Source organism: Sinorhizobium sp. NG07B, from assembly GCF_002532005.1.
Classification (GTDB): domain Bacteria; phylum Pseudomonadota; class Alphaproteobacteria; order Rhizobiales; family Rhizobiaceae; genus Sinorhizobium; species Sinorhizobium fredii_C.
In genome coordinates this window covers 1-14,634 of sequence record NZ_NWTD01000010.1, presented here as the reverse complement: position 1 = coordinate 14,634, position 14,634 = coordinate 1, and the positions used below count along the sequence as shown (strand labels likewise).

Sequence of the window (14,634 nt, the reverse complement as noted above, 5' to 3'; positions counted from 1 at the left end):
AGCCTCAGCGTCGATCGCCAGCCAGGAACAAGCAAATATCAACGATCCGTAAAGCAGAACCATGATGGTTGTGTTGACTCTGTGGTGCACTCAGCCGAAAACAGACGATCACTAAAGGAGGGAATTGCTGATGGCTGACGAGAGTAATGCGGCACCAGTTGCTGTGGCTGGGGCGACGGACGCAGAAGTGAAAGCACCGACGGCTAAGAAGCAGAGGTCGCCACGGCCTCCGAAGGCGGCTGCCGAACCGGTGCAAGCTACATCAAAGGCGGCGGCCGCTAAACGCAGAGGGTATAGCGAGCAAGAGAAGAGCGAGAAGCTGAAGCTGATCGAGACCCAAGTCACCGGAGGCAGCACCCTTAAGGACGCTATCAAGAGCGCCGGCATATCGGAGCAGACCTACTATCAGTGGAAAGGTGCTGCCAAGCCCGTGGAAAAAAAGGGCATGAAGGGCACCAAGCCGATCCCAGCCGGCGACGAATTGGCAGATCTTGTCCAACTCGAAGAGGAAAACCAGAGGCTCCGCAAGCAACTGGCGGAGAAGCTGCGCGCCGAAAATGCCGAACTGCGCAAGAGGCTCGGTCTCAACTAACAAGGACCGGAAAATGCGCGGGGGACAGTCTCTTCGGCGTCCTCCCGTGTTGCGCCAGTCGCTTTTATCCCTACGTGGCATTGTCGCGGCAAACGAAAGCCCTGCTGTTCCCCGCTCTTGTCGGGTGGAAGGCGCGCCGGCTGCGAGGCTGGCGAGCGGTTGAAGCGCGCAAGGAAGGGCTGTATTGGTGCGCCTGCAGGAATGCAGCGGCGCCAATCGGGGTTGAATTTTCACGGTGCTTGGGATCGGAAGTAGATGAAGACGCCAAAACGGAGATTCGTTGTCGAATTCAAGTCGGGGCGACGCCAGCCAAAAGCCCAGACAAGCTCAATCTGGGGAGACACAGATCTCAAGGCTTTGTCCCGCGAAGTGGAAGATACGGCGCCGCATCTGTTCAACTCAAATGAAGCACCTGTAGCGCCGGCCTCAGCTGAAGCTCGGCCGGCTGATCCGCTCAATGCAGAGTCTGTCAACGAACGCGCCGACTATGTCGACGGTGCACTAGCAGCGATAGCCTCTGCCGATGGCGTAGAGGTCGGTGTCTCGAAGCACAATGAGGCCGATCATTCGGCCGAAGCGGTTGTGCAAGTGCAGGAGAGCCAACCGTCATCGCCGCCGCGAACGACATCAGCCGGCACTCCTCGAAAGCGCGCCCAGCGCGCCGCCGCCCAGACGACCGCCCACAACTCGAAGCTTGGCCACGAGGGTCGAAAGGCGGAGATCTCGCTCGACGAACTTGCTGCCCTGGAAGCAGAGAACAAGCGTCTGAAGAGGTTGCTGGCCGAACAGCTTCGTGCACAGAACCTCCGGCTCAGGCAGATGCTCGAACGCTTTGATGCCGAATAGCGAGGTGGCACCGGCGTCGGGGCAAAGAAACCCGCTGAGGCGCAAGTTCCGCGGACAGCCTGCTCGAGCTGCGCTACCCGATGCCATGCCGGTTTTCGCGACTTTGCACTATTGAGAGGTTAGGTGTGAGAACCCGATACTGCTACGCCGGGCGGAACGTGGAGGTCGGCACCTGGAGTGCAGCGGCGATGCGTTTGAGCCTGCCGGGGTCGACATCAGCACCCACTTCAATCCTTGTGATTTCGGCGCCAGTGAGCCCGCAGGTCAGGGAGAGGTCCTCGACGCTATATCCCATGGCCTCGCGAGATTGCTTGACAGCTAAACCTATATCGACGCGGCCTCGGCACGTGCCAACGTCCAGGTTGATGGTAGCCTTTGTCATGAAATGACTCCTTCGATAAGCGCCAGGAGCGCGCGCTCTTTTCCAAAAGGAAACCTGCAGCCATAGATATGGCGGCTGGCAGGATCATTGATGTTGCACCGCAATATAGTTCCAAGAAATCGCGGTTACAAGGCACCCGCCAGGTGGCGTTTTGCCCACGCCTTGATCCGCGTGATCGACCTCACCTCTGGAATTCCCCGTGGACAGGGAGTTAGCCTAAAGGCGGGGATATCCGAGGAACGCGAAATCGACCGGGCGAAGGCTCGCGAATTCGTGGCTAAAGACGCTTCGTGTTTTTCCATGGGCAATACCAAACATTCATGCTAAAAGTTTATTGTGCACTGCAGCAAGCCGACGACGTTCACTGTTTCGCTATCTGTCGGATCGATGCCCGGTACCTTCGACGCGAAAGAGCCGAAGCCGCTTAAGATCGGCATCCGTGGAGACATTCGGGCGCTTGATAGCGCACTGTCCGATGAGGATTTGAATAGGGCCCTGCGCGCCTATACCCGACGGGACAAATACCTGGCCCAATTACGCACGGGCGTGACGCGTGTTGATCTCTCAACGGTGATGCCGCGGGCGAAGTGACGGAAGCAGATGCGGCAACGGCCAAGGCGTGGTTGCAGGCTCGGTTCGGCATGGCAGACACGACGCAGTTGCGCCAGCCAGAAGAGCCGGCAGCTTTGGCGAAATCGGATCCCATGCTGGACAGCAAGGCGAAACTCTCGCCCAGTAAGCCTCAGGGGTTTATCGTCGAGACGAAGCGCCGCCGCTTACCCAGCCGCCGCTTTGGTCCCTGACGTTTCGTCGTCGTCGCTCATCCGTGAAAATCTCGCCTGATCACTGTAACTTTGCTGGGCCCATTCGCGGCGCAAATTCTTCGGGCTTGCCGACATCGCCACCAACGCCAAACGCGGACAGAATGCTGCGGCGATCTCGCCGGTGGCGCTGGAGGCAGTCAGGCGCATCGATGCCGTGTTTAACATCGAGCGCGAGTTCAACGGACTTGCCGCCGACGAACGGCTGGAGCGCCGTCACAAAGAAGGCCTGATGCTTATCAGATTCCATCCAGATCATTCCTTCATTCCTTCCCATCAAGCGCGATCTTCAGCGTCCTGATGACATCGGCGGCGTCGATGAGGGCATCTCTAATTTCGTTCGGGGCGAGCCGATCAGATTTCGCCGATGCTTGGTGAAGATCTATCAGCACATCTTTCGCGCGGTTGCTGCCCCGAATGCCGGTCTTCGCAGCTCTGATCAATTCCACGATGAAATCGGTCGTGGGGCTCATGGCCCGATTCCGGTGGATGCGGCGCTAGAATAGCTGGTCCACCAAGAACAGGCCAATTCGTGTATGTGTTCCTGCCGCATGCTTTCGGGTGCGACCGGTATCTGCCTGATACGCGATAAAGATGGCGCGTCTTTCCGCCGCGCGTGATATGCCCGAAACTTTACACACTAAGGGACGATCGCGGCCTATATCCGCGTGCCCGCTTCTGGCGCGCCAAGAAAAGGAAGCGACTAATCGCTTGACGCTCATCCCAAAACAGGTGGATGCAAACTTGGCCGGCGGTGCCGATGCGGCCCCAGCGACGGACGAGGGCGGTTCCGCCGAAGAGGTCCGGTTCGAGCGACATAGCGTAAAAGCGCGCCATGTTCCTAGTCGCGTCGATTCGTTGAATATTCAGGCGGAACCAATGCTGGGTCATGGCTGGAATCTTCGCCTGACAAAGGGTTGGGGTCCAACGACATTTGTGAATCGATCGTCGCTGATCGATTCAAGAATTTGATGCGCCGTCGTGCGTCCAGCGCCACGTCTGCAATTCGCAACGGTGAGATGGTCTCATCGGCCAGGTTCCCGCCACATCTTGATGGAGATCGTTGACCAATGCTGTGCCGTTCGCTGTTGGGAGCCTGCTTGAAGTGCCCATGAGGTTGAGCAGGCGGCCGCGAGGGCGCCTCAATAGAAAAACTCCCGCCCCGCTCCCGTTTTCCACTCCGCCTTTGGCGGAGCGAAGCAGGCGGAGGCCTGAACCCGCTTTCTCATTGCGCCGAAGAGAAGGCCGAAGTCTGTGGTAAACGGGAGTGGGGCGGCTGCCGCTTTTATTCAATTCACGGCTGCCGAGCTAATCGTACATCGATGCTGGGCTTAGCGGCCGCCGTCGCTCATGCTGGGAGCATCGGGCGCCAGTTCCCCCGGAGTCATGCGTTTCAGGAGCCGTATCAGATCGCGAATAGTGTCGTGGGGCATTCGTTCAATGAGCTTTGTCAAAGTGACGCGGTCCTCGGCTTCCTCCGGGGTTTTTCCCCAAAGATGAGGAGCTGCTTCATAGAGCATATCCGTGGGCATGAATCCGAGGAGTTCACAGAGATGGATCATGCGAGTGACGGTCAATCGAGAGAATGCCCGCTCGTACCGCCCATAAACCGGCCTGGTAATCCCCAACATCGGTGCTAGTTCGTCTCGGCTGAGACCCAGCTCCTCGCGTTTTCTCCGAAGGAAGGCCGAGAGCTTTTCATCCATTTCACCTAAGGTATCGATGCCTTCGAACCCCGGTTTGCGACACAGAGGTCTATCGACATCAGGATCCGTTGTCTCAACCAATCCATGTGCGTTCTTGTAGCTGATCAGATCAGTCAACGAACCTTACCCTTTTTTGTGAACCGCCCCTCAGCGGCTACTATGCACTAAGTGGCGCCAATTTGGCACATCCCTCTTACACTGATCTTCGCGGATTTCCTTACCTTTTTGGGGGTGTTGCAATCGCAGCCGCGAGCCGAAATGGTTCGGGCATGTGCTTAGCAACGGCAACAAACTTGATCCTAGGATGAGCAAGCAGACGAAGAAAGCAATTAGCGATTCTTTGCCGCTACCATCTTCCAGCGATCGTCTTCCCCTCGAAATACCGCTTCAATCCGCGTTTCGCCCTGGACCCAACCGAGTTGCGCAGTCAGCTCGCAGGCCAGCTCGGTCTCAGCAATTCCGATGCAGCGATCGACCCTTACCTTTGATCCATTCCCATGCTTGGTTAGATCCCATTTGGATAACTTGAATAGCTGGGTCTTGGCCTGGTCATCTGTAGGCCACGTACCCTTTTCGGGTACGCGCGGTCCATTCACTTCAGCCAAAATGGATTCTGAAAAGTTTCCCATCCCGGCCATCGGACGGCCGATATGAGGCGCAACATACACGCCGAGGACGCAGCCGACGGCCACGCCGAGGAGGAAGCCGCGGCCTAACATTAGTAGCCGTTATCGCGAAGGAACTGATCGATGGCGGCCTTCATGATGACCGTCATCTTCACGTCGTTCTCGAGAGCGGCCCTCTCCAGCCGCTTCTTCGTGTCATAGTCCAACGGGCAGTTGACGTAGTGTTTGGATTCCCGATCGCGTGCCCTCTTCAGATCACGCAAACGAACTCTCGAATCCTCACGCTGTAGAGCTTTCGTCACGGACCGCTCGCGCCGCGCGTCTTCCGACGGCGCAAATAGGGCGCTCCCAGCTTGACCGGGGCCAGTGATGGTCGGTGCAGCCTGTTGAGGCTGATTTTCAGCCCGTGATCCCTCAGCCGGCACGTCCGCCGCCTTCGCAGCATCTTCCTGCGTGGCGGACTGGTCCGTTGAACGGCCGCGACGTGGCGCAACTGCAAAATCAGAAATTGTCGTTTGTCCCTTAGCCATTTGCTGCCACCTCGTTCTCTCCCGCCAAGACTGCTTCGATGTCGCGCACCAGGCTCATCACTTCAGCCCTCGCCTTCTTCACCGGCTCGGTCAGATCGAGCATTTGCAGCGTGCCATAGCCGTTTCGAATTTCACGGTAGCAGTTCCGCTCCATAAGCTCGGTAGCGAGCAAAAAGGAGTCGTAGCCGCCTTCTCGAAGATTTTGAACGAACGGCCTGATCAGGCGATAGGCCTCCAGAAATTTCGCTGGCATCGTCATCCTCGTGACGAAGTTCGCATGAGGGATAACCCGCCCCACCTTGTCGGAGATGTCGGCCGTGTCTGTCGCCGCTTGGCCAGCCGCCTTGATCTCGTCCTGGTTTGGCTGGATCGGCGTCAGCACGATATGCGACCCTGCAATAATCGTGTCCCTTAAAACGGTGTCCTGGCCGGGCGTATCCATCAAAACGACGTCGTACTTGTTCGCATCGTTTTCCAGGAGCTGCTGCACGGTCGTCTGGCGGGCAGCGGTAATGAGGTCGATGTTCGCAGGCAGGCTGTCCTTCGCCTCACAGCGCTTCCACCATTCCTGCAGGTTTTGGCGCCCGTCCGCGTCGATGAGGAGGACACGTCTTCCCTGAAGGGCGTATTCGCCGGCAATCAAAATGACCGCTGTCGTCTTTCCGGCTCCACCCTTGCCGCTCACGGCAGAAATACATAGTGGCATACGTCGCAACTCCTTTTGCCATATCAGAGTCGGTCCGGCGGTCAGGCCGGCGCTTGTGCGGCATGTTCACATCCCTTCTGCGCACGATGTGAATTGTTGATCACACCTCATCTTCCAGGGATGGGGCCGCAGCATGTGAACAACTGCTCACACGCTGAGTGAACATGGCACTACCATGGGATGTGGTCAATCGGTCGATTTAAACCAAGTCCACATTATGTGAACAATCTGCCACACGACACGCAACCATCGTGTTTCTAACTCGTGTGAAAATTCGACACGACAAAAGCATGTGAACCGACTGGTGCGTCGCTCGCTGATTCCCTTTGATTGTTGGCGCTGACCGGTGCGGTGAAAGCGCCCAGATCAGTGAACCCCGGAGCCGCGTGAGGCCGGCTCTGACGCTCGCACTGAGTACGAGGGCGGACAAAGGCCTTCAGAGCGGTTTTCGGAGGTGAACCTGGTGAGCGTTTCCTCGTTTCCTCGTTTACTCCGACCGGGTGCAGTCCCGGTCGGTCCGAAAATCGAAAAGGCCGAGCGGAGCGAGGCAGCTCGAAGTTGTTTGGTTGAATTCCCCTTTAGAGTGGTTGAATTCCCCTTTTGAGTGGCAGGATACGGAAAAATGTGCTACGCACTTTCCTGCAATCGAGGGACGAACCCTCGATCATCTGACGCAAGCGCCAGTAGGGGCCAATGCCCAAATGGATGACGTGAAATTCAATGCTCCTCTGGAGCCGGCGAAGAAGGATCGCACTGTTCATGTTCGCGTGACGGGTGACGAACATGCGGCGATCGAGAAGGCCGCCGACGATGCCGGCATGACGGTGTCCAGCTTTTTCCGGTCGCTGCTACTGGAGGGGGCGGGGGTTCGGCCGATGTTGACCGGCGATGACCGCCTAATCATGGCGGCTCTGCTCGAAGACATGAGGATGATCGGGATCAATCTGAACCAGGTTGCGAGGGCGCTCAACAGCGGCCGTGGTGTCCACCCAAGCGAATTGGACATCAACCTTGAGAACGTGCAGCGGATTCAAGCGGCCGTGATGAGCGAGTTACGTGCTCTGACGCGGCGAGCTGGTTATCAGCGTCGAGGGGAGAAGTAGCCTTTGGAAATCTTCTTCGGCGCATTCACCAGCGAATGGGAGCAGCGGCGCGCAGCGCTACTGCACGAAATGTCGTCTGGCGGGCGGGGCGCTTCGGCTGAAGAAGAGATGCGAAAGCGCCTGAAGCAGTTGGCTCAACTCGGCGCTGCAGGTGGCGGCGGAGGATCAAGCGGGGCTTCCGGTGCTCGTGGATCCGCATCGAAGGGCAGGGGGGCTCATCGAGCGCAGGTAACGTCGGCGACAACGGTTGCCCGACCGATGGAGGCGCGGCTAGCGGCCGTCGCAAAGGGAAGCCAGCCGGCAGTCGTCAAAATGGCGTCTTATGGCGGCGGTGCTCGGGTCGGGGCGATGCTGAATTATGTGTCGCGTGGCGGCGAGCTGAAGGTGGAGAATGAAAGCGGCAGGATCCTCGAGGGGCGAGAGGAACTGGCGCGGATCCGTGCCGATTGGGACCATCTTTTCCAGAACCGCGCGGAAAGCCGCGACATTGGGAGTTTTTCCGTCGAAATCGCGGCGTCCGGCTTTGCATCGGACGAGGGATTGCACGAGCAGGTAAGGAGCACCCTGACGAGCGGCTTTGGCGACCGGCGCTATGCCTATGCGATCGCGAAAAATGAGGGCGGCTCCCTGACCGTTCAGGGGCTTGTCGTATTGCGAAGCGGGCAGGGGGAGCGGCTGACGGGCGACGCGAAGGCGGCCGGCATCATCCAGGGCCGGTATGATATCAGCTCGGCCGCGGGCGAGGCGGCGGCGAAGTTCTCCTTTCATGGCTACGGAAATGGCGTCGAGTTCGGCGCCAGCCGCTTGCGCGGCCTCGTCGATCGGCATGACGTTCGCGACGATCGCGGCCAGCCGATAGGGAATGAGAAGGTCGCAGGCGACCTGGTGCAGAAGGAATGGCGCAGCGAGCTCCACAGTCGCAGGAGCCGTGACGTGATGCACGTCATTATGTCGGCTCGGGCCGGAACTGATGTTGCCGCATTCGAAGGCGCGGTGCGCGACTTCCTTGCTCATCAATTTGCCGGGCATCGATATGTCTTCGCAATGCACGATCCGGCGAGCGATCCGAAAGAGGCAGGGGAGGGAGGTAAGCGTCCGCATGTGCATGCTCATGCCATCGTGGCAATGAAATCGGATTCCGGTGATCGCATCGAGACGACGCCTGCCGTGTTTCGGGAATGGCGATCCGTCATGGCAGAGAAGGCGCGGGAGCACGGCATTGAGATGGAAATGACCGATCGGCGCGAGTTTGCCAGTCCACCGGCATTCACGCGCACCCAAGTCCGGCCGATGAGCCGCGAAGGTCGCACAGAGCATGTCGGCACAAGCGAGGCCGCGCAGGCGAGATACGACGCCAAGCGCAGCGGCCGACGTACTGTCGCCAAAAGCGACAGGAGTCGGCAATACGCCAAAACGGCTCAGGAGACATGGCAGAAGATCGCGTTGGTGGCTGGCGATCGTCAGACGGTCGCCTATGCTACAGAGCATCGAGCATACTTAGAAACTGGGCTTTCAGCGGTGCAGATGCAAACCAGCGCCACTATCATTCATGCGGATTTCGGATCGAACTTCCGCGCCAATTTGGTCACATTGCAGGAAATGGTTTTGGAGGGTCAGGAATTGCGCGAAACTTCACGAGCAGAGTTTGAGGCTTATGAGAAGAAGGTGGAAACGGCCTTGTTCAAGCTGGAGCGTACCGTTGCCCCAGAGGACCGGGCAGATTTTGACGAAGTAGCAGGCTTGGCTCGCGATTTCGTCAACCAGAAGCGTGAGCTGGTGGGTCTCTACGAGCAGCGTAAGGAGGCACTGTCGGAGCAAAGTGGCGAAGAGACGCGCGATCCAGTGAACGACAAGCGGGATGCCGCGGTTGCTAAACACGGCGAGGCAGCCGTCGAGGCCGGCAACGAAGCCATGATTGAGATCGAGCATTACCGAGAAGGGCTCGATCGGATCGAAGACGGAGAGTTTTCGACTGACCGCAAGGACGGATTCCAGAACGGTCTTAATCAGGCAATGGAGCGAGCTGCGCAATTGGCCGTCCAAGGTAATAGCTACATTCGAGAAGTTGCCGAGCACGATCCTGATTTGCAACGGGCGATCGATCAGACCGAAAACAAATCGGATCGTCCGCAGGAAGCAAAGGACAAGGCACCGATCGTCGACGCTCTCGACGAACAGCAGCGCGATTTGCGGGCAGACGAGGAAGATCGGCAGCCCAGCGACAATGACGCGCGCGAGGCTCACGATCTGGCTTCGACGGTCGATGCTACAAATCGCCTGCAAGATCGTCTAAATAAGGATAGGGAAGCCGCACAGGGTGGCGGAGAGACGACACGGACAGATCCCGCACAACAGCACATTCCTCGTCTCGAGGAGATTGAGCGGGAGCAGATCGAACAAAAGGAACGCGACCGCGACGATCGGGACCGTTAAAGGCACATGCTCAACGATAACCGACAACAGTACGTCATTCAGACTAACGATCCCAAAGGCGACGAATGGTTCGGTAAGGCCTTTGGCGGGATCGCCGTGGTTGTGCTGTTCCTGGCCATCGTCCAGGCAGGTTATGAAACCGTCGTCGCCTGGTATCAGGACACGATAGTTTGGCTAAACGACACCGCGACCTACCTTGCCGGGTTCTGGCCTTTTTGAGAGCTCAGGTCAGTTTTCGAGATCGGCACGACGCATGCCGGTCTCGTACCACCGGCCGGCGATAGAGACCGATCGCTCCTAAGACCCCGCATTTCCGAACCCGGTCAGCGCAGAAGATTCGGCGACATAGTGTCCATTGCCACGCTATTTTGCCTTTTGACGTTGGCCAACCTACTGAAAAACAAAGAGCTCCTTTTTCAGATCGTCAGCCATCTTACCATTTCTGCGAAGGTAATTTACCCCCGAGTGACCGCTTGAGGTGCGATTCCCATGGTCGCAAAAGGGTGGAGAGCGGAACTAGAAGCCCAAAGCACTGAATGGCGGCCTTTGCAGACAGGAACCGTCATTGCACCCTGCCCAAACGCCTTCTTTCGGGACGATCGTAGGCCTGCGAACGGACTTCGCTTGCGATACACCATTTCCCGGAGGCTCTATCGCCATGACTTAGCTGATGGTGCTACTGGAGAACCCAGGATGATCAAGGACCGCTCCTTTCGGGCAGCCGCCCGGCGATCAGTTGCGCGACCAGGCCGCCGATCCTGATGCCGACGAGGTTGAAGGACTGAAGGTGGAGCAGAGAAGCGACCGCGGAGACATCGTCCGCCAGTGTTTCTATGGTGATCGGCGTTCTGGAACTCCCCCGATACCGAGCGATTGACCGCCAGCCTGCAAGGGTTGCGTGGCCTTCGGGCAAAAATCCCCGCCACAGCAGTCGCGGGCTCTCCACCGAATCATGCCATGATGTCATCAAGCCCGACCAGAATGCGCGGAACGCGTTCGATCGATACGCAATTCCCAGCATTAAGCCACTTCTTGCGTCAGCGCACCGGCGCAATATGGCGGCGCGTGTTTCCCCCTGTACCATCCCGTCCTTGGCGTTCCTTTGCGCCTCTTCGGCAATTCGCTCCCGGTTATGTGGCGGGTCGTGCATGGCGAGAGCTCGGCGCGACGGAGTCCACTCGGCATGGGTTGCCGGCCGCCAGCATCCTCCTTGATGGCGATCTTGGGTCAAAAATGTCGTAATACTCTTTTTCCTAAGGGTATCCTGAAGAGTGTCTTGCCAATATTGAATATTGATAAAACTAAAAGCTGGGAGTCTTTTCCATGTCGAAAGCAGCGAAAAGCAAAGCGAAGAGCGTGAAGACGACCGAAGCAAAGTCCATCGATTTAAAGTCCACTGAGCTGGACCAAGAGGAACAGGCGCGGCGCGAAGAAAGCGGGGCAGTTTGCGGTGGTGACACCGCCATCTATTGCTTTGTTACTTGGAACAAACTTGAATTCACAAGCTATTGCGAATCGAATGGCGGAGATGGTTGGGGCAAGCATGGATTGGGCAAGAAAGGCTTAAAGTTGGGTCGTCTTGGCCCCAAGCTATGGTGAAGCCTCATCGGCACCTCAATCTCTCGTAACTAGTACCTATCGCGGGCGTCCCGGTGAGCTACTTTCTTGTAGCTCACATCAGCCTGGACCATGTGTGTGCAGTGTTGCCTTCGGGTCGGAAGGTGAACGACTGGGAAATCATGACAATTGATTGATTTCTGGTCCATCCTGGAGCCGTGAAACTTCTTACAGAGGCGGCTGCAGGATTATCTCGTGTCCGGGTGCACCGCCTGTTTAAATGACTGCCGGGCAAACCGTGCCGTTCAGCATGCCGGCTATCGACGACCGCATAGGTCAAAATTCGCCTCCATCAACTTCGTGGGGGGGGGAGAGGAGACCTTAGCTCGCCACTGAGGATCTGACCCTTTCGACAGGCGGTGGAAAGGGCACTGCAGCTCGCGATTTGATTGTCATGCCCCGTTAACCGTGCCGTCGCGTTGGCCCAGTAGTTGCAGGACCTCGGTTTCAATCCCTGCGCAAATATCCCGGTATTCTGCGGTTAGATCGGCCTGCTGCGGTTCCTCCAAGGCGAACCTTTCCAATGCCTCGGCCGCCAAGGCGTAGGCTTCGAACAGGTCGTCCAGTTCACGACTCTTGACTGAGAGCAATTGCTTTCGACATTGCGGCAGAGCCATCGCCAAGCGGGCTCTGCCGACACGCACTAACGACATTTTCTTTCCTGCCTGAGAATCATTCTGATCCGGCCATCGTTGGAAAGATCCGCAACTGAAAAATCCCAGAGCGCTGCAGAAGGGACGGAACGCATTGCTCTGGGATTAACACCCCAGCGGTTCGCAGGTTCCAGCCCGCGATCTTTGGGTGCTTTGTCGGATATGTGCCGAAAAAATCGTTCGGCAATGTCTCTCAGACCTTTAGCCTTTATACCCCGGACCAAAGTCCCTTCGGGTCTTCCCAGCGGGAACCAGTGCACATCAATTTCGTTTCTTCCCGAAATATTGTGGAAGTGCGAAATGCCGCGTCGCTACAATCACAACAGGCCAGAACAGAACGCCTCAACCGCTTTCCCGATCGGCCTACTTCTGCTCACCGTAGCCGCTATCCTGGCCTACCTGGCGATCGGTGGGGCGTGGTCTGAGAACGGGACAGAAACCGCTGTCTATGCCCCACAAATAACAGAAAACGCCACGCAGCGCTGAGATCCGACTGACCTAGAAGCCCTACGCTGGATACGGCGAGACGCCTTCTTTCAGGAAGAGTTCACTGCATTGCCGGGAGGAACCGTCAATGGTCAAGCGTTTAGCAGGGAAGGTATCGCCAACCAAAGAAACCGAGGCGGAGCTCGTGGAGCAGGTTGTTTCCGAGTGGTGCAAGATGCACCAAGTGGACCCGATCAGCCATACGGCTGTGATGGAGGGGTTGAGAGTTCTCTACATGATCCGCGAGTTTGATATGACGGACAGAGACGAGCTCCTCGAGGAATTACTGGCGAGTGACGAGAACGGCTCTTGAGCCAAGTCAAGAGCCGAAGTGGCCTCGCAGCTATCGGACCTTAGTCCGACGAGTGCCGCTAAAGGTCTGAAATGGGTTGCCGCATGGCTGACGCGACACATAATTGCGGCTGACGCCGACGTGCAATCGGAGCGACAGCAATGCCGGACAGTAGATGGAGAGATCGGCTTTCGGAGCTGAGTTGGAGGGTCGCATCTGGCCCCGGATCGACAGCCATCTACATCGCAGCAGCCATGTCGCTCGCTGCCGTTTCGAGCGCAAAGACCGGTGTTCCGGCATACGTAATCGTTGCCATTGCTGTTGTGCTGGTGCTGTTCGTTGATCCGCCGCAGAAAATTCGAAAGTTCCGGCAGCAACGCCGGCGAAATGCGGACTGCGGCCACGGTTCGCCAACCAACAAGGCACTGCAAAGAGTCCCGGGGCGAAGGCCCCAATAGTCTCAACTCGGCGCCGATCTAAGGCTCAATTGCAAGGAGAATCGTGTGTCCCGCAGCCCCTCGGCGCGAAAACAGCCCGATCCGGTCGACACTCGAGTTGGCCGGAAAATCCGTATGCAGCGCGTCTTGCTGCACATGTCCCAGACGGAGCTTGCGCAAGCTCTTGGAGTGAGCTACCAGCAAGTCCAAAAATACGAAAACGGCCGCACCAGAGTGAGCGCGAGCCGGCTTCAAGCGATTGCGAGTGCGCTCGAAGTACCGCTTGCATCCTTCTTCGAGAACCCGCCGGAGACGGACTACTATGGCGACAGCGGGCCAGGCGCGGGCCCCTCGATGAAAGACTTCGTCTCGAGTCCGATGGGCATCGCGCTCAATCGGGCATTCGCCCGGATCGTGGACGCCGAGGTGAGACGTGCTTATCTCGGTTTAGTAGCGCGGGTTGCCGAGCGAGAAGGCAAGCAGCAGCAGAGTACCGGAGAGTAGTCGCGCTCTTATACCGCGCCGAACGCCCCTTTTCGGAAGCACTCGATTTCCAGCATCGTCTCTCTGATGATCTCCTCGCGGCTACCGCCCCAGCCGCGTGCGACGACCTCCTTCAAGAGGTCGCACAAAAGGGCGGCAGCGACTCGTCCATTGCTTCGTCGGTAGCGCACACGCCGACCGCCAACATGCCGATAACTACTCGTCACTCATGCCATTGATGGCTAGGTCTCCCGCCAGGCACAGGTTCCGTGTGAACGAAGCCCCAAAGCTGACCGGGATTCGTAGAAGGCTCTGGGGCAATAGACCTGACGACCGATCCATTTGATCGGCAATGCTTGACCACGCACCGTTTCGACCGGGTCGCCTATCCGGCGGCGGCCAGCGGCGACTTAATGATTCTGACGCCACCCGATAGTGCAAAAGGCCGAATTGCAATCGACCCAAAAATGGCGCCTCATTGAGCGGCGGGAAGTCTAAGCTAATGAGATCAAGTATGCGCCCGGGCCGGGCGCGCGTACCATTTGCGATGGTCCTGGGATATGCGCCTTATAGTCATAAATGACGTATCGGTCGTGCGCGGCGGCGCAACAAAGGTCGCAGTCCAGTGCCTGCAAGCATGCCGAAATGCCGGCATCGACTGCACGTTTTTTGTCGGGGATGACGGCGTCGGTGTGAAGGAACTGGACGTTGCCGTGCGCACGATCGCGTTGGGCGAAAGACCGTTGCGAGACGGACACAGCATCGCCGATATATTCGATAAGCATTTCAACAAACGTGCCTATGAAATGCTTTCAGCATTGTTGTCCGAAAGCCAGGAAGAGATTGTTGTCCACGTCCATGGATGGAACCAGATATTGTCGCCGTCCATCTTCCATGCTCTCGCAGCGAGCAAGGCGAGGG

At 57.8% G+C, this 14,634-nt stretch carries 20 protein-coding genes and 2 pseudogenes; 13 read left to right on the top strand and 9 right to left on the bottom strand.

The annotated features are described in order from the left end of the window. Positions 1 to 130 precede the first annotated feature (130 nt). Both CO664_RS23995 and CO664_RS23990 read left to right on the top strand, forming a co-directional pair. Complete coding sequence (locus CO664_RS23995) at positions 131 to 592, top strand: transposase (protein WP_097540126.1); 462 nt, start codon at positions 131 to 133, stop codon at positions 590 to 592. 255 nt (positions 593 to 847) lie between these two features. Next, complete coding sequence (locus CO664_RS23990) at positions 848 to 1,438, top strand: hypothetical protein (protein ID WP_097540125.1); 591 nt, start codon at positions 848 to 850, stop codon at positions 1,436 to 1,438. 142 nt (positions 1,439 to 1,580) lie between these two features. On the opposite strand, the gene CO664_RS23985 is transcribed toward CO664_RS23990, so the two are convergent. After that, positions 1,581 to 1,820, bottom strand: coding sequence for a helix-turn-helix transcriptional regulator (locus CO664_RS23985; RefSeq protein ID WP_097540124.1), 240 nt, complete (start codon positions 1,818 to 1,820; stop codon positions 1,581 to 1,583). A 387-nt stretch (positions 1,821 to 2,207) separates the two neighbouring features. Here CO664_RS23985 and CO664_RS31320 point away from each other — a divergent pair, with 387 nt between their 5' ends. The 3 genes and pseudogenes from CO664_RS31320 to CO664_RS23975 form a co-directional block, all read left to right on the top strand. Next, positions 2,208 to 2,411: a ProQ/FINO family protein gene (locus CO664_RS31320; RefSeq protein WP_234820323.1), complete on the top strand. Its 204-nt coding sequence runs from the start codon at positions 2,208 to 2,210 to the stop codon at positions 2,409 to 2,411. Continuing rightward, positions 2,408 to 2,623 carry a hypothetical protein gene (locus CO664_RS31315; protein WP_234820322.1) on the top strand — a complete coding sequence of 72 codons (216 nt, stop codon included), beginning with the start codon at positions 2,408 to 2,410 and terminating at the stop codon, positions 2,621 to 2,623. The genes CO664_RS31320 and CO664_RS31315 overlap by 4 nt, the downstream gene beginning before the upstream one ends. Before the next feature lie 49 nt (positions 2,624 to 2,672). Continuing rightward, positions 2,673 to 2,849: pseudogene (locus tag CO664_RS23975) on the top strand (transposase); the annotation flags it as partial. Between the two features lie 55 nt (positions 2,850 to 2,904). Here CO664_RS23975 and CO664_RS23970 read toward each other — a convergent pair. The 6 genes from CO664_RS23970 to CO664_RS23945 all read right to left on the bottom strand — a co-directional run bounded on the left by CO664_RS23970 (position 2,905) and on the right by CO664_RS23945 (position 6,209). After that, on the bottom strand, positions 2,905 to 3,114 hold the full coding sequence (locus CO664_RS23970; RefSeq protein WP_097540123.1) for a hypothetical protein: 210 nt from the start codon (positions 3,112 to 3,114) through the stop codon (positions 2,905 to 2,907). Between the two features lie 160 nt (positions 3,115 to 3,274). Then, on the bottom strand, positions 3,275 to 3,532 hold the full coding sequence (locus tag CO664_RS23965) for a WGR domain-containing protein (protein ID WP_097540122.1): 258 nt from the start codon (positions 3,530 to 3,532) through the stop codon (positions 3,275 to 3,277). Between the two features lie 440 nt (positions 3,533 to 3,972). After that, a complete protein-coding gene (locus CO664_RS23960) occupies positions 3,973 to 4,464 on the bottom strand; it encodes a helix-turn-helix transcriptional regulator (RefSeq protein WP_097540121.1) in 492 nt (163 codons plus the stop codon). Between the two features lie 212 nt (positions 4,465 to 4,676). Then, a complete protein-coding gene (locus CO664_RS23955) occupies positions 4,677 to 5,066 on the bottom strand; it encodes a hypothetical protein (protein WP_097540120.1) in 390 nt (129 codons plus the stop codon). Next, entirely contained in the window at positions 5,066 to 5,503 is a 438-nt protein-coding gene (locus CO664_RS23950) for a hypothetical protein (protein ID WP_097540119.1), read from the bottom strand. Before CO664_RS23950 ends, CO664_RS23955 begins: the two co-directional genes overlap by 1 nt. Continuing rightward, positions 5,496 to 6,209 (bottom strand): ParA family protein, encoded by a 714-nt coding sequence (locus CO664_RS23945; RefSeq protein WP_097540118.1) that lies wholly within the window; start codon positions 6,207 to 6,209, stop codon positions 5,496 to 5,498. Before CO664_RS23945 ends, CO664_RS23950 begins: the two co-directional genes overlap by 8 nt. Positions 6,210 to 6,910: 701 nt before the next feature. Here CO664_RS23945 and mobC point away from each other — a divergent pair. The 3 genes from mobC to CO664_RS23930 are packed head-to-tail and all read left to right on the top strand — an operon-like array spanning position 6,911 to position 9,964. Next, positions 6,911 to 7,312 carry a plasmid mobilization relaxosome protein MobC gene (gene mobC, locus CO664_RS23940; RefSeq protein WP_097540117.1) on the top strand — a complete coding sequence of 134 codons (402 nt, stop codon included), beginning with the start codon at positions 6,911 to 6,913 and terminating at the stop codon, positions 7,310 to 7,312. Between the two features lie 3 nt (positions 7,313 to 7,315). Continuing rightward, on the top strand, positions 7,316 to 9,745 hold the full coding sequence (locus CO664_RS23935) for a conjugal transfer protein TraA (RefSeq protein WP_097540116.1): 2,430 nt from the start codon (positions 7,316 to 7,318) through the stop codon (positions 9,743 to 9,745). A gap of 6 nt (positions 9,746 to 9,751) precedes the next feature. Further along, the gene (locus CO664_RS23930; protein ID WP_097540115.1) at positions 9,752 to 9,964 is read left to right on the top strand and encodes a hypothetical protein; all 213 of its coding nucleotides are present in this window, start codon (positions 9,752 to 9,754) and stop codon (positions 9,962 to 9,964) included. Between the two features lie 478 nt (positions 9,965 to 10,442). On the opposite strand, the gene CO664_RS23925 is transcribed toward CO664_RS23930, so the two are convergent. Further along, the gene (locus CO664_RS23925; RefSeq protein ID WP_141471759.1) at positions 10,443 to 10,766 is read right to left on the bottom strand and encodes an alpha/beta hydrolase; all 324 of its coding nucleotides are present in this window, start codon (positions 10,764 to 10,766) and stop codon (positions 10,443 to 10,445) included. Positions 10,767 to 11,068: 302 nt separating this feature from the next. Here CO664_RS23925 and CO664_RS23920 point away from each other — a divergent pair, with 302 nt between their 5' ends. Further along, on the top strand, positions 11,069 to 11,344 hold the full coding sequence (locus tag CO664_RS23920; RefSeq protein WP_097540113.1) for a hypothetical protein: 276 nt from the start codon (positions 11,069 to 11,071) through the stop codon (positions 11,342 to 11,344). 410 nt (positions 11,345 to 11,754) lie between these two features. Here CO664_RS23920 and CO664_RS23915 read toward each other — a convergent pair whose 3' ends face one another. Next, positions 11,755 to 12,015, bottom strand: coding sequence for a hypothetical protein (locus CO664_RS23915; RefSeq protein WP_097540112.1), 261 nt, complete (start codon positions 12,013 to 12,015; stop codon positions 11,755 to 11,757). 300 nt (positions 12,016 to 12,315) lie between these two features. Here CO664_RS23915 and CO664_RS31310 point away from each other — a divergent pair, with 300 nt between their 5' ends. The 4 genes and pseudogenes from CO664_RS31310 to CO664_RS23895 form a co-directional block, all read left to right on the top strand. Continuing rightward, positions 12,316 to 12,501, top strand: a complete 186-nt coding sequence (locus CO664_RS31310) for a hypothetical protein (protein WP_097540111.1) — start codon at positions 12,316 to 12,318, stop codon at positions 12,499 to 12,501. Positions 12,502 to 12,589: 88 nt separating this feature from the next. Beyond that, positions 12,590 to 12,814, top strand: coding sequence for a hypothetical protein (locus CO664_RS23905; protein WP_097540110.1), 225 nt, complete (start codon positions 12,590 to 12,592; stop codon positions 12,812 to 12,814). A gap of 482 nt (positions 12,815 to 13,296) precedes the next feature. After that, a complete protein-coding gene (locus tag CO664_RS23900; RefSeq protein WP_097540109.1) occupies positions 13,297 to 13,734 on the top strand; it encodes a helix-turn-helix transcriptional regulator in 438 nt (145 codons plus the stop codon). 539 nt (positions 13,735 to 14,273) lie between these two features. Further along, positions 14,274 to 14,634, top strand: a pseudogene (locus CO664_RS23895) (polysaccharide biosynthesis protein); the annotation flags it as partial.

Bases quoted from the DNA above. Each gene is read 5' to 3' on its own strand.
- CO664_RS23905 (WP_097540110.1), top strand. From the start codon at position 12,590: ATGGTCAAGCGTTTAGCAGGGAAGGTATCGCCAACCAAAGAAACCGAG.
- CO664_RS23990 (WP_097540125.1), top strand. From the start codon at position 848: ATGAAGACGCCAAAACGGAGATTCGTTGTCGAATTCAAGTCGGGGCGA.
- CO664_RS31310 (WP_097540111.1), top strand. From the start codon at position 12,316: ATGCCGCGTCGCTACAATCACAACAGGCCAGAACAGAACGCCTCAACC.
- CO664_RS23925 (WP_141471759.1), bottom strand. From the start codon at position 10,766: ATGCTGGGAATTGCGTATCGATCGAACGCGTTCCGCGCATTCTGGTCG.
- CO664_RS23915 (WP_097540112.1), bottom strand. From the start codon at position 12,015: ATGTCGTTAGTGCGTGTCGGCAGAGCCCGCTTGGCGATGGCTCTGCCG.
- CO664_RS23995 (WP_097540126.1), top strand. From the start codon at position 131: ATGGCTGACGAGAGTAATGCGGCACCAGTTGCTGTGGCTGGGGCGACG.
- CO664_RS23920 (WP_097540113.1), top strand. From the start codon at position 11,069: ATGTCGAAAGCAGCGAAAAGCAAAGCGAAGAGCGTGAAGACGACCGAA.
- CO664_RS31320 (WP_234820323.1), top strand. From the start codon at position 2,208: ATGCCCGGTACCTTCGACGCGAAAGAGCCGAAGCCGCTTAAGATCGGC.
- CO664_RS23965 (WP_097540122.1), bottom strand. From the start codon at position 3,532: ATGACCCAGCATTGGTTCCGCCTGAATATTCAACGAATCGACGCGACT.
- CO664_RS23930 (WP_097540115.1), top strand. From the start codon at position 9,752: ATGCTCAACGATAACCGACAACAGTACGTCATTCAGACTAACGATCCC.
- CO664_RS23955 (WP_097540120.1), bottom strand. From the start codon at position 5,066: ATGTTAGGCCGCGGCTTCCTCCTCGGCGTGGCCGTCGGCTGCGTCCTC.
- mobC (WP_097540117.1), top strand. From the start codon at position 6,911: ATGGATGACGTGAAATTCAATGCTCCTCTGGAGCCGGCGAAGAAGGAT.
- CO664_RS23970 (WP_097540123.1), bottom strand. From the start codon at position 3,114: ATGAGCCCCACGACCGATTTCATCGTGGAATTGATCAGAGCTGCGAAG.
- CO664_RS23950 (WP_097540119.1), bottom strand. From the start codon at position 5,503: ATGGCTAAGGGACAAACGACAATTTCTGATTTTGCAGTTGCGCCACGT.
- CO664_RS23985 (WP_097540124.1), bottom strand. From the start codon at position 1,820: ATGACAAAGGCTACCATCAACCTGGACGTTGGCACGTGCCGAGGCCGC.
- CO664_RS23945 (WP_097540118.1), bottom strand. From the start codon at position 6,209: ATGCCACTATGTATTTCTGCCGTGAGCGGCAAGGGTGGAGCCGGAAAG.